This is a genomic window from Arthrobacter sp. HY1533, assembly GCF_027568515.1.
In the GTDB taxonomy this organism is placed as follows: Bacteria; Actinomycetota; Actinomycetes; order Actinomycetales; family Micrococcaceae; genus Specibacter.
This window is the reverse complement of the sequence record NZ_JANKZF010000003.1, coordinates 238,397-252,421: the sequence shown is the minus strand read 5'-3', so window position 1 is coordinate 252,421 and position 14,025 is coordinate 238,397. Positions and strand designations below refer to the sequence as shown.

The 14,025-nt window shown below is 67.9% G+C and carries 12 protein-coding genes and 1 tRNA gene; 5 read left to right on the top strand and 8 right to left on the bottom strand.

The annotated features are described in order from the left end of the window. Window positions 1-57: 57 nt before the first annotated feature. From PCK14_RS04365 to PCK14_RS04355, 3 genes are all read left to right on the top strand, one after another. The gene (locus tag PCK14_RS04365; RefSeq protein WP_269937239.1) at window positions 58-834 is read left to right on the top strand and encodes an enoyl-CoA hydratase; all 777 of its coding nucleotides are present in this window, start codon (window positions 58-60) and stop codon (window positions 832-834) included. Window positions 835-996: 162 nt separating this feature from the next. Next, window positions 997-1,073 (top strand) — tRNA-Met (locus PCK14_RS04360). Window positions 1,074-1,229: 156 nt separating this feature from the next. Further along, window positions 1,230-2,327 carry a pyridoxal-phosphate-dependent aminotransferase family protein gene (locus tag PCK14_RS04355; RefSeq protein WP_269937238.1) on the top strand — a complete coding sequence of 366 codons (1,098 nt, stop codon included), beginning with the start codon at window positions 1,230-1,232 and terminating at the stop codon, window positions 2,325-2,327. Window positions 2,328-2,330: 3 nt separating this feature from the next. On the opposite strand, the gene PCK14_RS04350 is transcribed toward PCK14_RS04355, so the two are convergent. Genes PCK14_RS04350 through PCK14_RS04325 form a run of 6 tightly spaced genes read right to left on the bottom strand, consistent with a single transcriptional unit; the run spans window position 2,331 to window position 7,580 of the window. Then, complete coding sequence (locus tag PCK14_RS04350; protein WP_269937237.1) at window positions 2,331-3,434, bottom strand: sulfate/molybdate ABC transporter ATP-binding protein; 1,104 nt, start codon at window positions 3,432-3,434, stop codon at window positions 2,331-2,333. After that, window positions 3,431-4,339 (bottom strand): ABC transporter permease, encoded by a 909-nt coding sequence (locus PCK14_RS04345; protein ID WP_269937236.1) that lies wholly within the window; start codon window positions 4,337-4,339, stop codon window positions 3,431-3,433. The genes PCK14_RS04350 and PCK14_RS04345 overlap by 4 nt, the downstream gene beginning before the upstream one ends. After that, the gene (gene modA / locus PCK14_RS04340) at window positions 4,317-5,117 is read right to left on the bottom strand and encodes a molybdate ABC transporter substrate-binding protein (protein WP_269937235.1); all 801 of its coding nucleotides are present in this window, start codon (window positions 5,115-5,117) and stop codon (window positions 4,317-4,319) included. Before modA ends, PCK14_RS04345 begins: the two co-directional genes overlap by 23 nt. Then, complete coding sequence (locus PCK14_RS04335; RefSeq protein ID WP_269937234.1) at window positions 5,114-5,524, bottom strand: TOBE domain-containing protein; 411 nt, start codon at window positions 5,522-5,524, stop codon at window positions 5,114-5,116. Before PCK14_RS04335 ends, modA begins: the two co-directional genes overlap by 4 nt. A 17-nt stretch (window positions 5,525-5,541) precedes the next feature. Further along, window positions 5,542-6,615, bottom strand: a complete 1,074-nt coding sequence (locus tag PCK14_RS04330) for an NAD-dependent epimerase/dehydratase family protein (protein WP_269937233.1) — start codon at window positions 6,613-6,615, stop codon at window positions 5,542-5,544. Next, window positions 6,609-7,580, bottom strand: a complete 972-nt coding sequence (locus PCK14_RS04325) for an aldo/keto reductase (protein ID WP_269937232.1) — start codon at window positions 7,578-7,580, stop codon at window positions 6,609-6,611. Before PCK14_RS04325 ends, PCK14_RS04330 begins: the two co-directional genes overlap by 7 nt. Before the next feature lie 205 nt (window positions 7,581-7,785). On the opposite strand from PCK14_RS04325, the gene PCK14_RS04320 reads away from it, so the two are divergent. After that, window positions 7,786-8,643 (top strand): aldo/keto reductase, encoded by an 858-nt coding sequence (locus PCK14_RS04320; RefSeq protein ID WP_269937231.1) that lies wholly within the window; start codon window positions 7,786-7,788, stop codon window positions 8,641-8,643. Window positions 8,644-8,754: 111 nt separating this feature from the next. Here PCK14_RS04320 and PCK14_RS04315 read toward each other — a convergent pair whose 3' ends face one another. Together PCK14_RS04315 and PCK14_RS04310 are read right to left on the bottom strand one after the other, a co-directional pair. After that, window positions 8,755-9,531, bottom strand: a complete 777-nt coding sequence (locus PCK14_RS04315; RefSeq protein WP_269937230.1) for a PspA/IM30 family protein — start codon at window positions 9,529-9,531, stop codon at window positions 8,755-8,757. A 243-nt stretch (window positions 9,532-9,774) separates the two neighbouring features. Continuing rightward, complete coding sequence (locus PCK14_RS04310) at window positions 9,775-11,799, bottom strand: TPM domain-containing protein (protein WP_269937229.1); 2,025 nt, start codon at window positions 11,797-11,799, stop codon at window positions 9,775-9,777. Between the two features lie 276 nt (window positions 11,800-12,075). Here PCK14_RS04310 and PCK14_RS04305 point away from each other — a divergent pair, with 276 nt between their 5' ends. Continuing rightward, window positions 12,076-13,941: a S1C family serine protease gene (locus PCK14_RS04305; RefSeq protein WP_269937228.1), complete on the top strand. Its 1,866-nt coding sequence runs from the start codon at window positions 12,076-12,078 to the stop codon at window positions 13,939-13,941. Window positions 13,942-14,025 lie beyond the last annotated feature (84 nt).

Here is a 14,025-nt window from a genome sequence, read left to right as displayed (position 1 = left end):
GCAACACCGCCCCATCCGAGTAGAGCCTTGAACCAAACTGAACGGAATCCCATAACCATGACGCAGCCTTCCCTCATCCTGACCGAGCAGCGCGGCCGGGTGGGCCTCATTACGCTCAACCGCCCCGAGGCGCTCAATGCCCTCAGCGATGCCATGGGCAAGGAGATCCTGGCCGCGGCGCAGGCCTTCAGCGACGACCCCGGGGTCGGGGCCATTGTCATCACCGGCTCCTCCCGTGCCTTTGCGGCCGGGGCGGACATCAAGGAGATGGCGGACAAGTCCTCCGTGGACATGTACGTCTCCAACTGGTTTTCGGTATGGGACGAGCTGGCCAGGGTCCGCACGCCCATGATTGCCGCCGTCGCCGGCCATGCGCTGGGCGGCGGTTGCGAGCTGGCCATGATTGCCGACTTCATCATTGCCGCCGACAACGCCAAGTTCGGCCAGCCGGAGATCAAGCTCGGCGTCATCCCCGGCATGGGCGGCTCGCAGCGCCTGACCCGGGCCATTGGCAAGGCCAAGGCCATGGAAATGGTCCTGACCGGCCGGGTCATGGGCGCCGTGGAAGCTGAACAGACCGGGTTGGTGGCCCGGGTGGTTCCCGTGGACTCGCTGCTGGATGAGGCACTGGCCACGGCTGCCACCATCGCCGCGATGTCCAAGCCGGTGGCCATGATCGCCAAGGAGGCCGTCAACGCGGCCTTTGAGACCACGCTCGCCGAGGGCGTGCGGCACGAACGCCGCGGCATCTACTCCTGCTTCGCCACGGAGGACCAAAAAGAGGGCATGGCGGCTTTCACCGAGAAGCGAGCCGCCGAGTTCAAGCACCGGTAGGTTGGTGCCGCATCGGCGGTCGAGCCTGTCGAGACCATGACCGCACCATTCGCGCTTATCCGCGGTCAGCTACCCGCCGATGAGCGCAAAAGGTGCGGTTGTGCGCAGGGGACCCTCTCGAGTTGGTGATTCCGGCAAAGGCATGTACTGTTGAGGACGCAACGCGGGGTGGAGCAGTTCGGTAGCTCGCCGGGCTCATAACCCGGAGGTCACAGGTTCAAATCCTGTCCCCGCAACCAGATGAGGAAAACCCTCGGCCAATGGCCGGGGGTTTTTCGTTTAACCCGGGCCAAGCAGGTGCGGCGCCCGGACACGCGGAGCCCGCGGGATGCCGCCGGAATACACACCGGACGTACCCTTGGAGTGAGTGATCCGCCACCCCACGAGGAGTTGCCATGTCCCGCCAGCTGACTTTCCGCCACTTGTTCGGCCCCGGCCCCAGCAACTGCTACCCGGAGGCCATCGAGGCCCTGGGCCATCCCGTGCTGGGCCACCTGGACCCCTTGTTCCTTGAGGTGCTGGACAACACCTGCGCCGGGCTGCGCCAGGTCTGGGGCACCAGCAACGCCCGCACCCTGCCGCTGAGCGGGACGGGTTCGGCCGGCATGGAGGCGGCGTTCGTCAACACCGTGGGCGCCGGGGACGTGGCCGTGGTGGCCGTCAACGGGCTCTTTGGCGAGCGCATGTGCGAGGTGGCGCGGCGCACCGGTGCCGAGGTGGTGCGCGTGGACCACGAATGGGGCCGGCCCATTGACCCCGAACGCGTTGCAGCCGCCCACCCGAACCCCAAGGTCATTGCCGCCGTCCACGCCGAGACGTCCACGGGCGTGCGCTCCGACATCGCAGCGCTGGGCAAGCTCAAGGGCGACGCCCTGCTGGTCACCGACGCCGTGACCTCCATCGGTGGCCTGGAACTGCTCGCCGACGACTGGGGGATCGACGTGGGCTACGCCGGCACCCAAAAGTGCCTGGGCGTGGCGCCGGGCCTGTCCCCGTTCACCATTTCCGACGCCGCGTTCGAGCGCCGCATCAAGGATCCCCAGTCCTGGTACCTGGACCTTGGACTTCTTGGCGGATACGTGGGCGCGGCCGGCGGCAGCAAGCGGACCTACCACCACACCGCCCCCGTGCCCATGATCGCCAGCCTTGAAGCCGGCCTGGACCGGGTGCTGGCGGAGGGGCTCAGCGCCGTGCAGGCCCGCCACGAAGCGGCAGGACGTGCACTTCAGGACGGGATTCAGGAAATGGGACTGGAGCTGTTCGCCGCGGAGGGTTCCCGGCTGCCGTCGCTGACCACTGTGCGCGTGCCCGACGGCGTGGATTCGGCCGCCGTGCGCAGCTACCTGCTGGCGAACTTCAGCATGGAGATCGGCGCCGGCGTGGTCCAGTTCGCCTCCTCGGTGTGGCGCATCGGCATGATGGGCCCCAACGCCAACAACGCCTCAGTAGTGTTCGTGCTCGCGGCGCTCAAGGAAGCCATCGCGAAGGCCTAGGCACTACGCCGGGTACAACACCACCTCGGCGGCCTTGACCACAAAGAACACCTCGGAGCCCGGCTCCAGGGCCAACTCGGCGGTCGCGGCCGGCGAGATGTCGGCTGCCAGGTCCCCGGCCCTGACCCGGATGTGCCCGCCCTGGGGTTGCAGCTCGGTCACGTGCACCCGGAAGCAGTTACGCGGGCTGCCCACGGGCGGCTCCAAAAAGACAGAAACCGCCGACGGCGGGAACGCGGCCATGCCGTCCATCCCACCTGCCGCCTCGGGAACCGGTGCCGCACCGTCTCCCGCACCGTCTCCCGCCCGTCCCGCGCCCGGGCCAACGGCAGGCTGGCCGGCGACTTGGACGCCGTCGTGCATCACCAGGGAAGAGCCGGACAAGGTGCCGGGCAGGACATTGAGCCCCGCCAGCGATGCGGCGAAGGTGCTGCGGGGGTGGGCCAGCAGGGTTGCCGTGGGGCCGGATTCCACGATGTGCCCGCCGTCCATGACGATGGTGCGGTCCGCGAGCATGAGCGCGTCCAGGACGCTGTGCGTGACGATGATGGCGCGGCGCCCGGCCAGGACCCGTTTGAGCAGGCTGCGCAGGAACGGGGTGCTGTTGACGTCCAGCGCGGCCATGGGCTCATCCAGCAGCAGGAGGGCGGGGTCGGTGGCGAGTGCCCGGGCAATGGCCACGCGCTGTGCCTGGCCGCCGGAGAGCTGGGACGGCATGCGGGCGCTGAGGCCCGCTGCGTCCACCTCAGCGAGCCAGCGCCGGGCCGTTTCGCGGCTTTCGCGCCGTCCGGCACCCTGGCTGCGCGGGCCAAAAGCCACGTTGTCCAGCACATCGAAGTGCGGGAAGAGCAGCGGCTCCTGGGCCAGCACGCCAACGCCGCGCAAGTGCGGGGGCAGCCAGGCACTGCCGGGGGAGAGCTCGAACAAGGTTTTGCCGTCGAGGGTTGCCGTGCCGGAATCGGGTTTCAGCAACCCCGCGAGCAGCTGCACCACTGACGACTTTCCGGCGCCGTTGGGCCCCATGATGGCCAGGGTCTCGCCGGGGGCCACGGACAGTGAGATCTGAACGTTGCGGGCGGCCAGCACCGCGTTGAGGTGCAGCGTCATGCCGCATCGCTCCTCTCCGCAACGGGTCCGGACAGTAGTGTCCGCAGCGGCGACCTCGGTGCCCGGTATGTCACGGCGACCACCACCACGGCCACGGCAATCAGCAGAAAGGACAGCGCCACGGCGGCATCCGGGTCGGTTTCACGCTGCAGGTAAATCTCCAGCGGCAGTGTCCGGGTGACGCCCTGCAGGCTGCCGGCAAATGTCAGCGTGGCGCCAAACTCGCCCAGGCTGCGGGCGAAGGACAGCACGGCGCCGGAAATGAGCCCGGGCAGCACCAGCGGCAAAGTCACGCGGCGCAGCACCGTCCCGGGACGGGCGCCGAGGGTGGCGGCCACGGCCTCGTATTTTTGCCCGGCCGTGCGCAGCGAGCCCTCCAGGCTGAGGACAAGGAACGGCAGCGCCACAAACGTCTGCGCCATGACCACCGCCGTGGTGGAAAACGCAATGCTGATGCCGGCCAGCTCGAGCGTGCGCCCGATCAGCCCCGAGCGGCCAAAGGTGTACAGCAACGCTAGGCCGCCCACCACCGGCGGCACCACCAGCGGCAGCAGGATCAGCGCCCGCAGGATCCGCTGCCCGGCAAACTGCGCGCGGGCCAGCAGCAGCGCCAGCGGAACGCCGAAAACAATGCACAGGGCCGTGCTTGCGGCGGCCGTCTTCAGGCTCAGGCCCAGCGCCGCCACCGACGATTCCGAGGTGACCAATGGCCAAAACTGGCCCCAGTTGACCTGCGCCACCATGCCCGTGAGCGGCAGCAGGATGAACAGGGCGCCCAGTGCCGCCACCACATAGATCCAGGCCGGGACACCTGTGTATTGCCAGGCACGACGGCGCGTCCCCCGGCCCGCGCGCGTGCCGCCGTCAGGCTTGGCGGAGGTTCTAGGGCTTGCCAAAGCCCGCATCCGAGAGGACCTTCTGGCCCTCTGCGCCCGTGACAAGGTCCATGAAGCCCTGTGCCAGGTCAGGCACCTTGGAGGTGTTGACGGCGGCGATCGGGTAGAGGTTCACGGTGGGCTTGTCCAGGCCCAGGGGGATGGCAGTCACCTTGGCCCCGGCGGTCTTGGCGTCCGTGACGTAGACCAGGCCGGCGTCGGCCTCGCCCGAGGTGACCTTGCCCAGCACGCTGGTGACGTTGAGTTCCTCGCTGACAGGGGCAAGTGTGAGCCCGGCGGCCTTGGCATCCGACTGGCTGGCCGCGCCGCACGGCACCTGCGGGGCGCAGATGACGAGCTTCACCCCGGCCTTGGCGGCATCGGCGAAGGACTTGATGTTGGCCGGGTTTCCGGGCGGCACCACCAGTGTGAGCACATTGCTGGCGAAGTCGGCGGGGGTGCCCTGGACCAGGCCGGCGTCGCTGAGCTTTTTCATGTTGGCCTTGTCGGCGGAGGCAAAGACGTCTGCGGGTGCGCCCTCCTTGATCTGTGTGACAAGGGTGGAGGAACCGTCGAAGCTCAGGGAAACCTTGACCTTCGGGTTCGCCTGTTCATACTGCGTGGCCAGCTCGGTGAACGTTCCCTTGAGAGAGGCTGCCGCAAACACGTTGAGTGTGCCGGAGAGTTCGGCGGGTGCCGGGCTTGCAGGGGTGGACGCCGCGCCGGGGGAGGTGTCCGTGGCGGGTGCGCAGGCGGCCAGGCCCAGCACCAGCAGTGCGGCTGCGGCGGCCTTCGTGAAAAGCCTCATGCCGGGTTTCCCTTCGCAGGCACTTCAATGATGACGTTGGTTGACTTCACCACGGCCGTGGCCACGGAACCGGGCTCCAGGCCAAGGTCGCGGACGGCCTCGCTGCTCATGAGCGAGACCACCCGGAACGGGCCGCACTGCATCTCAACCTGGGCCATGACCTTGTCCATGATGATGTTGGTTACCAGGCCCACCATGCGGTTTCTGGCGGAGCTGCCCACCCCTGCCGGGTCCTGCGGCAGCTGGGACTGTTTCTTGGCCAGGGCCGCCAGTTCGACGCCGTCCACCACCATCTTGCCGTGCTGGTCCTTGCTGCCGTGCAGTGTGCCGTTCTCGAGCCAGCGGCGAACTGTATCGTCGCTGACGCCCAGGAATCTGGCCGCCTCGGAGACGCGTATGAGAGTCATGACCGCAGTCTATATCCTCATTTGCGGAATGGAAGTGGTTTCTGGCCCGCAAATTCAGGCCCGAGGCCCCGAGGCGCCGCCCCCAACCCGGCCAGCCGGTCCGAGAGCGCCATGTAGGCCGGGTTCACCACGCAGGCCTCCGGGTGGGCGTCATGCCAGGCCAGCGTTGCCCGGACGGAGTCCGGGAAGCGGATCCGCGTGGCAAAGTCCGGCACCAGTGACTTGATCCTGGTGTTGTCGAAAATGGCCGGATGGGATTTGTCGCCCAACAGGCCAGGTCCCAGCTCCGGGGCCAGGGCCGCGATGCTCTCGCTGGCCACATGCACCAGCCGCGGTTCGGGTGCACCGGCGGCGGCCGCCACGCTGCGGTACACGGCGTCCCACAGCAGCACGTCGTCGGAGGTGATGGTGAACGCCTCGCCGGCCACGGGCAGGCCGAAGAGCCCCACGAACCCCACGGCGAAGTCGGCCGCATGCGTCAGGGTCCACGGTGAGGTGCCGTCGCCGTGGACCACCACCGGAAGGCCCAGGCGCATGCGGTGGACATCGCTCCAGCCGAACAGCAGCGGCAGCTTGGTGTGGTCGTAGGTGGAGGAGGGACGCACAGTGGTGACCGGGAAGCCGTGGTCACGGTATGCGGCCGTGAAGACATCCTCGCAGGCAATCTTGTCCCGCGAATACTGCCAAAACGGGTTTCGCAGCGGGGTCGACTCCGTGACGGGCAGCCGGGCCGGCGGCTTCTGGTACGCCGAGGCGGTGCTGATGAACAGGTATTGCCCCGTCCTGCCGCCGAACATTTCCACGGCGACCCGGGCCTGCTCCGGCAGGTACGTGATGAAGTCGGCAACCACATCGAAGGTCCGGTTCCCCAGGACTGCCGCAACGGCAGCCGTGTCCCTGGCATGCGCCACCAGAAGTTCGACGCCGGCCGGCACCTGGCGCACGGAACTCGCCGCGCGGTTGAGCACTGTCACGGTGAATCCCTGTGCCACCGCCAGCGCCACGGCGGCCGAGCTGATGATGCCCGTGCCGCCCATGAACAGGACCCGGGGACCCGGCACGGCGGGGCCGGATCCGGCCGCGCTCACCATGCGTAGTCCTCGGGGGCGGTCTTGGGGCCGGGGAAGATCTCATCGAGCCGGGCCAGGGAGGCCTCATCGAGGGAGACCTCCAGGGCGCGGAGCCCGGCATCCAGCTGGGCGGCAGTCCGCGGCCCGATGATGGGTGCGGTCACGGCCGGCTGGTGCAGCAGCCAGGCCAGCGCCACGTCACCCGGGGGATGGCCAAGTTCGGCGGCGAAGGCCTCAAAGGCGGCAATGGCGTCCCGGGACTTGGCCACTGCGTCGGCGGCGCGGCCCTCCAGGCGCCGCACGCCGTCGTCGTGCTTTTGCAGCACACCGCCCAGCAGGCCGCCGTGCAGGGGCGACCAGGGGAGCAGGCCCAGTCCGCAGTGTTCGGCGGCGGGGATGACCTCCCGCTCCACGCTGCGCTCCATCAAGTTGTAAATGGACTGCTCGCTGACCAGGCCCGTGACGGGGCGGCGGGCCGCGGCCTCCTGGGCGGCGGCGATGTGCCAGCCGGCAAAGTTGGAGCTGCCCGCGTAGAGGATCTTGCCCTGCGTGACGGCCACGTCAATGGCCTGCCAGATCTCATCCCACGGGGTGCCCCGGTCAACGTGGTGGAACTGGTAGAGGTCGATGTAGTCCGTTTGCAGGCGCTTGAGGCTTGCATCCAGGGCCCGCCGGATGTTCAGGGCGGAGAGCTTGCCGTTGTTGGGCCAGTCCACCATGTCGCCATACAACTTGGTGGCCAGCACGGTCCGCTCGCGCCGGCCGCCGCCCTGGGCGATCCAGCGGCCGATGATCTCCTCGGTCCAGCCCAGCCGCCCCTTGCCGCCATAGGCGTTGGCCGTGTCGAAGAAGTTCAGCCCGGCGTCGTGCGCCTGGTCCATGATGGCGTGGGAGTCGGCCTCGGCCGTGTGCGGGCCAAAGTTCATGGTGCCCAGGCAAAGCCTCGACACCGACAGTCCGCTGCGGCCCAGGTGCGTGTACTTCATGGCTGGCTCCTTCGGTTGGCACGGTGGCGCCAGGCGGGTGCAGTGCCGCGGCGCATGTCCCCATTGTGCACCTGCGCGGCAATTGTGACGGCGGGATGTTCACCAGGGGCAGTCCGGCGTCATCAGCAACCCGGCTGCCTGCCCCCGGGCCTAGGCTGGGGGAAGCCGCGCGTTGCGGCGGAGGCAATGAGAGGACCGAATTTTCATGACTGACTCGAGGGCCGCAGAAGCGGCAGCGGCCGTTCCCGCGCTGACCCTGAACAATGGCGTCACCATCCCGCAACTAGGCTTCGGCGTGTTCCAGGTGCCGCCGGAAGAAACCCGCGTTGCCGTGGGGCAGGCCCTCGAGGCCGGCTACCGCCACATCGACACCGCCGCGGCCTACCGCAACGAGGAAGGCGTGGGCGCTGCCATTGCGCAATCCGGCCTGGCGCGTGAGGACATCTTCATCACCACCAAGCTGCGCAACGGCGAGCAAGGCAGCCCCCGCGCCGCCTTCGAGGCCAGCCGCAAGGCACTTGGCATCGACTGGGTGGACCTGTACCTGATCCACTGGCCCGTCCCGTCGCAGGGCCTTTTCACACAGGCCTGGAAGGAACTCGAGTCCCTGTACGCGCAGGGGCTGGTCCGTGCCATTGGCGTGTCCAACTTCCTGCCGCCGCACCTGGATGAACTCCTGGCCGGCGCAAACGTTGTGCCGGCGGTCAACCAGATTGAACTGCATCCCTCCTTCCAACAGGGAGCCTTGGCGCAGAAGAGCCGCGGCCACGGCATCGCGGTTGAGGCGTACAGCCCCCTGGGCCAGGGCCAGGACCTGGAAAGTGGCGTCCTGGCCGAGTTGGCGCAGGCACACGGGGCCACACCGGCCCAGGTGGTCCTGGCCTGGCACCTCGGCACGGGAAACATTGTCATCCCCAAGACGGTCTCCCCGGAGCGCATGGCCGAGAACCTGGCCGCAGCCGGCATCAAGCTCAGCGACGCCGAGCTGGAGCTGGTCTCCGGCCTGGAGGCGGGCCACCGCATCGGTGCCGATCCCGCAGTGGCAGCGTTCACGCAGCTGTAGCATCGCGCCAAAGGCGCCGGCACCCGAGGTGGCAGGCAACAAGGCAGCCCCGGACCATACGGTCCGGGGCTGCCTTGTCAGCGCCGGGCGGGAGCCCGGTGCAGAGGCGTGTTAGAGCTTGTCGAAATCGGCCTCGTCGACCTTGTCCCCGGCGCTGATGGCAGCGGGGGCCGGTGTGGCGCCGGCCTTCAGTGCGGCCAAACGGGCCTCCACCTCGGTCTGCTCGCCCAGGTCTTCCAGGGAGTTGAACTGTGCATCCAGGCTGGAGGCTGCGAGTTCGTTCTGGCCGCGGACCTTGGCCTCTTCGCGGCGGATCTTTTCCTCGAAGCGGCTGACCTCGCTGGTGGGGTCCATGATGTCGATGCTCTTGAGGGCATCGTTGACCTGCAGCTGTGCATCGGCGGTCTTGGAACGGGCGATCAGCTCATTGCGCTTGCCGTTGAGCTCGTTCAGCTTGCCCTGCATCTGCTGCAGCCCCGTCTTGAGCTTGTCCACAACGTCGGTCTGGGCCGCGATGTTCGGCGCGGATGCCTTGGCCTCGTTCTCCGAGGCGATCTGGCGCTGCAGTGCCACCTTTGCCAGGTTGTCGAACTTCTGTGCGTCGGCGGCGTTGCCCGCGGCACGGAACTCGTCGGCCTTGCGGCTTGCGGCCAGGGCCTTGGAGCCCCAGTCCTGGGCGTTCTTCACATCCTCGTTGTAGTCGTCCTCGAGCATGCGCAGGTTGCCGATGGTCTGGGCCACGGCACCCTCGGCCTCGGTGATGTTGGCCTTGTAGTCGCGCACCATCTGGTCAAGCATTTTCTGCGGGTCTTCGGCCTGATCCAACAGGGCATTGATGTTGGCCTTGGCCAGCTGTGCGATACGGCCGAAAATTGACTGCTTTACCATTGTTTCCCCTTTGTATTTCTGTTGGTTGCTGCAAACAAAATCTCAAAAAAATGCTTACCGGGGCTCCCCGTGGTTTGAGTCTAGGGGAGCATTCCCAATTCTTGCCTTACGTTGTGCCCGTGTGCAATGCCTTTCCATGGACGACGCCGGGCACCTCCTGCGCCTCGTCGCGCCGCCCCTGCCGCCGGCCGGGGCCGGGACGGGAGCGCAGTCCGCGGGTGCCAGGACCCGGGGCTACGCGGCCTAGAAGTTGCCGCCGCCGCCGCCGAAGCCGCCTCCCCCGCCGCCAAATCCGCCGCCGCCGCCTCCACCGAAGCCGCCACCGCCGCCAAATCCGCCGCCGCCCCCGCCTCCGGAGAGCAGGCCGCCAATGATGCCGCCGAGGATGGCCCCACCCATGCCGCCTCCCATGGAGCCGCCGCCACGGCCTCCGCCGCCGTAGCCTCCTCCGCCGCCAAAGCGGTCCACGTCATTCTGCGCGTACTGGATGGCCTGGTTGGCCAGGGCCTGGGCCTGCTGCGCATAGGCGAGGGCGTTGCTGGGATCGGAATCCGCGATGCTCGCGGCGTAGTCAAGGTTGCGCTGGGCCTCGGACAGGCGTGTCCTGGCCTCGGTTCCCACGCCGCCGCGGCGGGCGGCGATGAAGTCCTTGGCCGTGGCAATGGTTGCCTGCGCGCCGGCGAGTGCCTGCTGCAGCGCGGCCTGGGCACGCAGCGCCTGTTGCTGCTGGTCACGGATGCCTGTCAGCAGCTCATCGAGCTGTCCGTGGGCAGCCTGCACACTGGCCAGCTGGGCCACGGGATCGGACTTGCCCGATGCCGAGTTCATTCGCACGTCGTTGAGCAGGGCCTCGGCAGCCTGGACGGTGGGTGCATAGCGGGCAAATTGTTGCGAGGCCACCATGGACTTTGCCTGGTCAAGGTCGGCCAGTGCTGCAGGAAGGGCCGTGGTCAGGGTGGCGGCGGCATCATGGATGGCGGCCTCCACAGTGGCAATGGCCTCCAGGAGCACCGTGCACTGGAGCAGGCTTTCCTCGGCCGCCTTGACCGAAACCGCCGCGCCGGCGGTGTCGGCTGCGGCGAGCTTTGCGTCCGCATCGCTGGCCGCTGTGTCCACGAAGTCCAGGCGTTCCTTGGCCTGGGCCACATTGTCGCGCACGGGGGCCAGTGCCGAATCTGCATATTGGGCGGCCAGCCCTGCCAGTTTTTGTTCGGCGCCGGCAACCGTTGTGCGGGACTCGGCAGCCTGGCTGCGGATGCCGGCCAGGACCTGCGGTGCCGTGCGTTCCAGTTCACGAAGTTCGTCGAAGGCTGCCTTCTCAGCGTCGAGGGCCGCGTTAGCGTCTTCGCTGCGCTTGATGATCTCACCCAGCCAGCTGCGCTGTTCCTCCAGGGTGTCGGGGATTTCATCGTCCAGCTGCTGCTGCAGCTTGAAGGATTCGCTCAGGTGCGCCTTGGCGCTGTCCAGGGCGGCCTGGAAACGCTTGACCGCTTCGTCGCCGTAGGAGGCCTGGGCAAAGCCAATTTCATGCTCGCTGGTCTTGATGGCGTCGTCGGCTGCAATGAGCAGGGATCCGGCCTTTGACCGCAGCTGTTCGACAGTCATGCCGGCGTTGGCGTCCACGGCCTTGCCGTCGGCGCCGTAGCCCTTGGCGGTGGCGTCGGCCGATGCCTTCTTGCGCTTGTTGCGGATGAACAGGGCTGTGCCTGCACCGCCAACCACTATCGCACCGCCCACACCCAGTGCCACGAAGCCGCCCGTGGGGTTGGGAACGTCGCCCTTGCCGCCGCCGGCCGCGTCGCCCAGTGCTGCTGCCGTGTCAATGGCCGCCTGCGCCCAGTTGCCTGCGGCGAGCTGCGGCTTGATCACGTTGGTCTGGATATTGGTGTTTTTGGCGTCCGGCACCATGGCCGTATCTGCCAGGAGGCCGTACTTCCGGTCCTTGACGGCCACCACCATCAGTGCGTCGCCGGTGCCGAGCTGCTTGCTGTCAGCCACTGCCGTGCCCCAGGCTTCGCCGCTCTGGCCGTCAAAGGAATCGACATAGACCACAAACAAGGTCATGCCGTGCTTTTGGGACAGCTCGTTGATGGCCTTTTGGACGTCGGCCTTCTGCCCGCCCAGCACATTGGCGTTGTCAACAATGTAGGTGCCGCCGGGGATTGTCACGGGCGGTTCAGCCTGTGCAAGGCCGGCCGGGGCGAGCATCAGCACCGCCAGGGCCAGGGCTGCCAGAAATGGGGAGAATACCTTCAACCGTGCAATCATCGCTCACCTTTGATGTGGGACCGCTGCCGGACCACTGGGGGACTGGGGCCTGTTGCTACAAACGATACTATGGCGGGCGTTTTGTTTGCGGCTGCTTTCACCGCCGCGTTTTTCGCCTTGCGAATAATGTTCCGGAAGCCTGCCGGGGGAGATAATGAAGCTGGCGAACCTTCACAGCTGCCTTCCAGCGAACGTTCGCCAAGGCACCAGCCGCGGCCGACATGATGAAACTCAAGCAAGGATTCATCACATGAGATTTCAACGAAGGGAAAGCTGATGTCCGAGAACAACGGGGAACAGACCACCAACAACGGGGAACTGCAGCACAAGGCACCCGAGGCCAACCAGACGCCCGCAGCTGAAGCTGCAACGCCCGCCCCCTCAACACCGGCCGCTGCAACACCGGCCGCCGAGACGCAGGCCATTCCGGGCCAAGAGGCACCAGCCGCGGCCGAGCAGGCACCGGCAGCCCGGGCACAGTGGCCCGCAGCCCGGGAGGCCGAGCCGGCCGCCAACCGCTGGCAGGCGCCCGCGGCCCAGGCACCCGTTGCCCAGTCCGGCACAGGAGCCCCGGCTGGCAGCCCCACGGAGCCCATCCCGGCCACCGAGCACCCCACCCTGCCCATCCCCTCCGCCTACGGAGCCCCGGCAGCGCCGAACCCGGCCGCCAACCAGAACCCCTACGGCGCACCAGCACCCCAGGGCCGCCACGGCGCGCCGGCACCCTACGGTGCACCCGCTGCCTCGCAGAACCCCACTGAGCGCATCCCCGGAGTCCAGCAGGAAAACGCGGGCTCCGGCACCACCCCGCAGGCAGCAGCGCAGCCCGGCCAGCCCGCACACCAGGCGAACGGCCATGCAGGTCCCGGGTACCCGGCGTCGAACGCCTACCCCCACGCCCTGGCGCCGGCCGTGACCGCTGTGCCCAAGGAACGCAGGAAGGTGGGCCTGGGCCTGTTCGCCGGCAGCGTCGTGGCAGCTGCGCTCGTGGGCGGCCTCGTGGCTGGCGGCTCCATGGCCCTGATGGGCCAGACGGGCAGCAACGGCGCCGCGCCGTCCTCGCAGTCCGCGCCCCTGGTGGTCAACAACACCAACTCCGTGAACCAGGTGACGGCCGCCGCGGCAAAGGCCATGCCCTCGGTGGTGACCATCTCTGCCACGAGCGGCAACTCCGGCGGCACGGGTTCGGGCATCATCCTGAACACCGACGGCTACATCCTGACCAACACCCACGTGGTGACCCTGGACGGTGCCGCCGCACACGCCAAGATCGAGGTCCAGACCAGCGACAACAAGGTCTATGCGGGCACCATCGTGGGCACCGACCCGCTGTCCGACCTCGCCGTCATCAAGATCGACGCACCTGACCTGGTGCCGGCCACCCTGGGCGAGTCCGGCAAGATCAACGTGGGCGACACCGTCATCGCGATCGGCTCGCCCCTGGGCCTGGACAACACGGTCACCGACGGGATCGTCTCCACCCTGAACCGCACCATCCAGGTGGCCTCCTCGGCCGTTCCGGAAACGCCCAGCGATTCCTCCCAGACCCCGGACGACAGCGGCAACGGCTTCCGTTTCTCGCCTCCCGGCGGCGGGCAGGACACCACTGCGGCCCAGGGCACGGTCAACTTGAACGTGATCCAGACCGATGCCGCCATCAACCCGGGCAACTCCGGCGGCGCACTGGTCAACGCCCAGGGTGAGGTGATTGGCGTGAACGTGGCCATCGCCTCCACGGGCAGCTCCTCCGGCTCCGGCAGCCAGGGCGGCAACATCGGCGTGGGCTTCTCCATCCCGATCGACCACGCCAAGCAGGTGGCCGAGCAGATCATCAAGACCGGCAAGGCCACTCACGGCCAGCTGGGCGTCACCGTCAGCGGCACCTCCGCCACGGGAACCGACAGCGCCTTCTCCTCCGGCGCCACGGTCCAGAACGTGACGGCCGGCAGCGCCGGTGCCAAGGCCGGCATCAAGAAGGGTGATGTCATCACCCAGCTGGGCAACCGCACCATCAGCGACGCCGCAGACCTCACGGCCGCGGTCCGTGAACAGCCGGGCGGCGCCACGGTGAAGCTGAACTTCACCCGCGACGGCAAGGCCCAGTCGGTGGACGTCACGCTGGACACCATGCCCGCCAGCTGACCCTTGTCCGCAGCCCCTGAAGCTGCGCCTGGTTGGGCTCGAACGGTGCGCCACTTCTGAAGTGGCGCACCGTTTGTGCTTAAT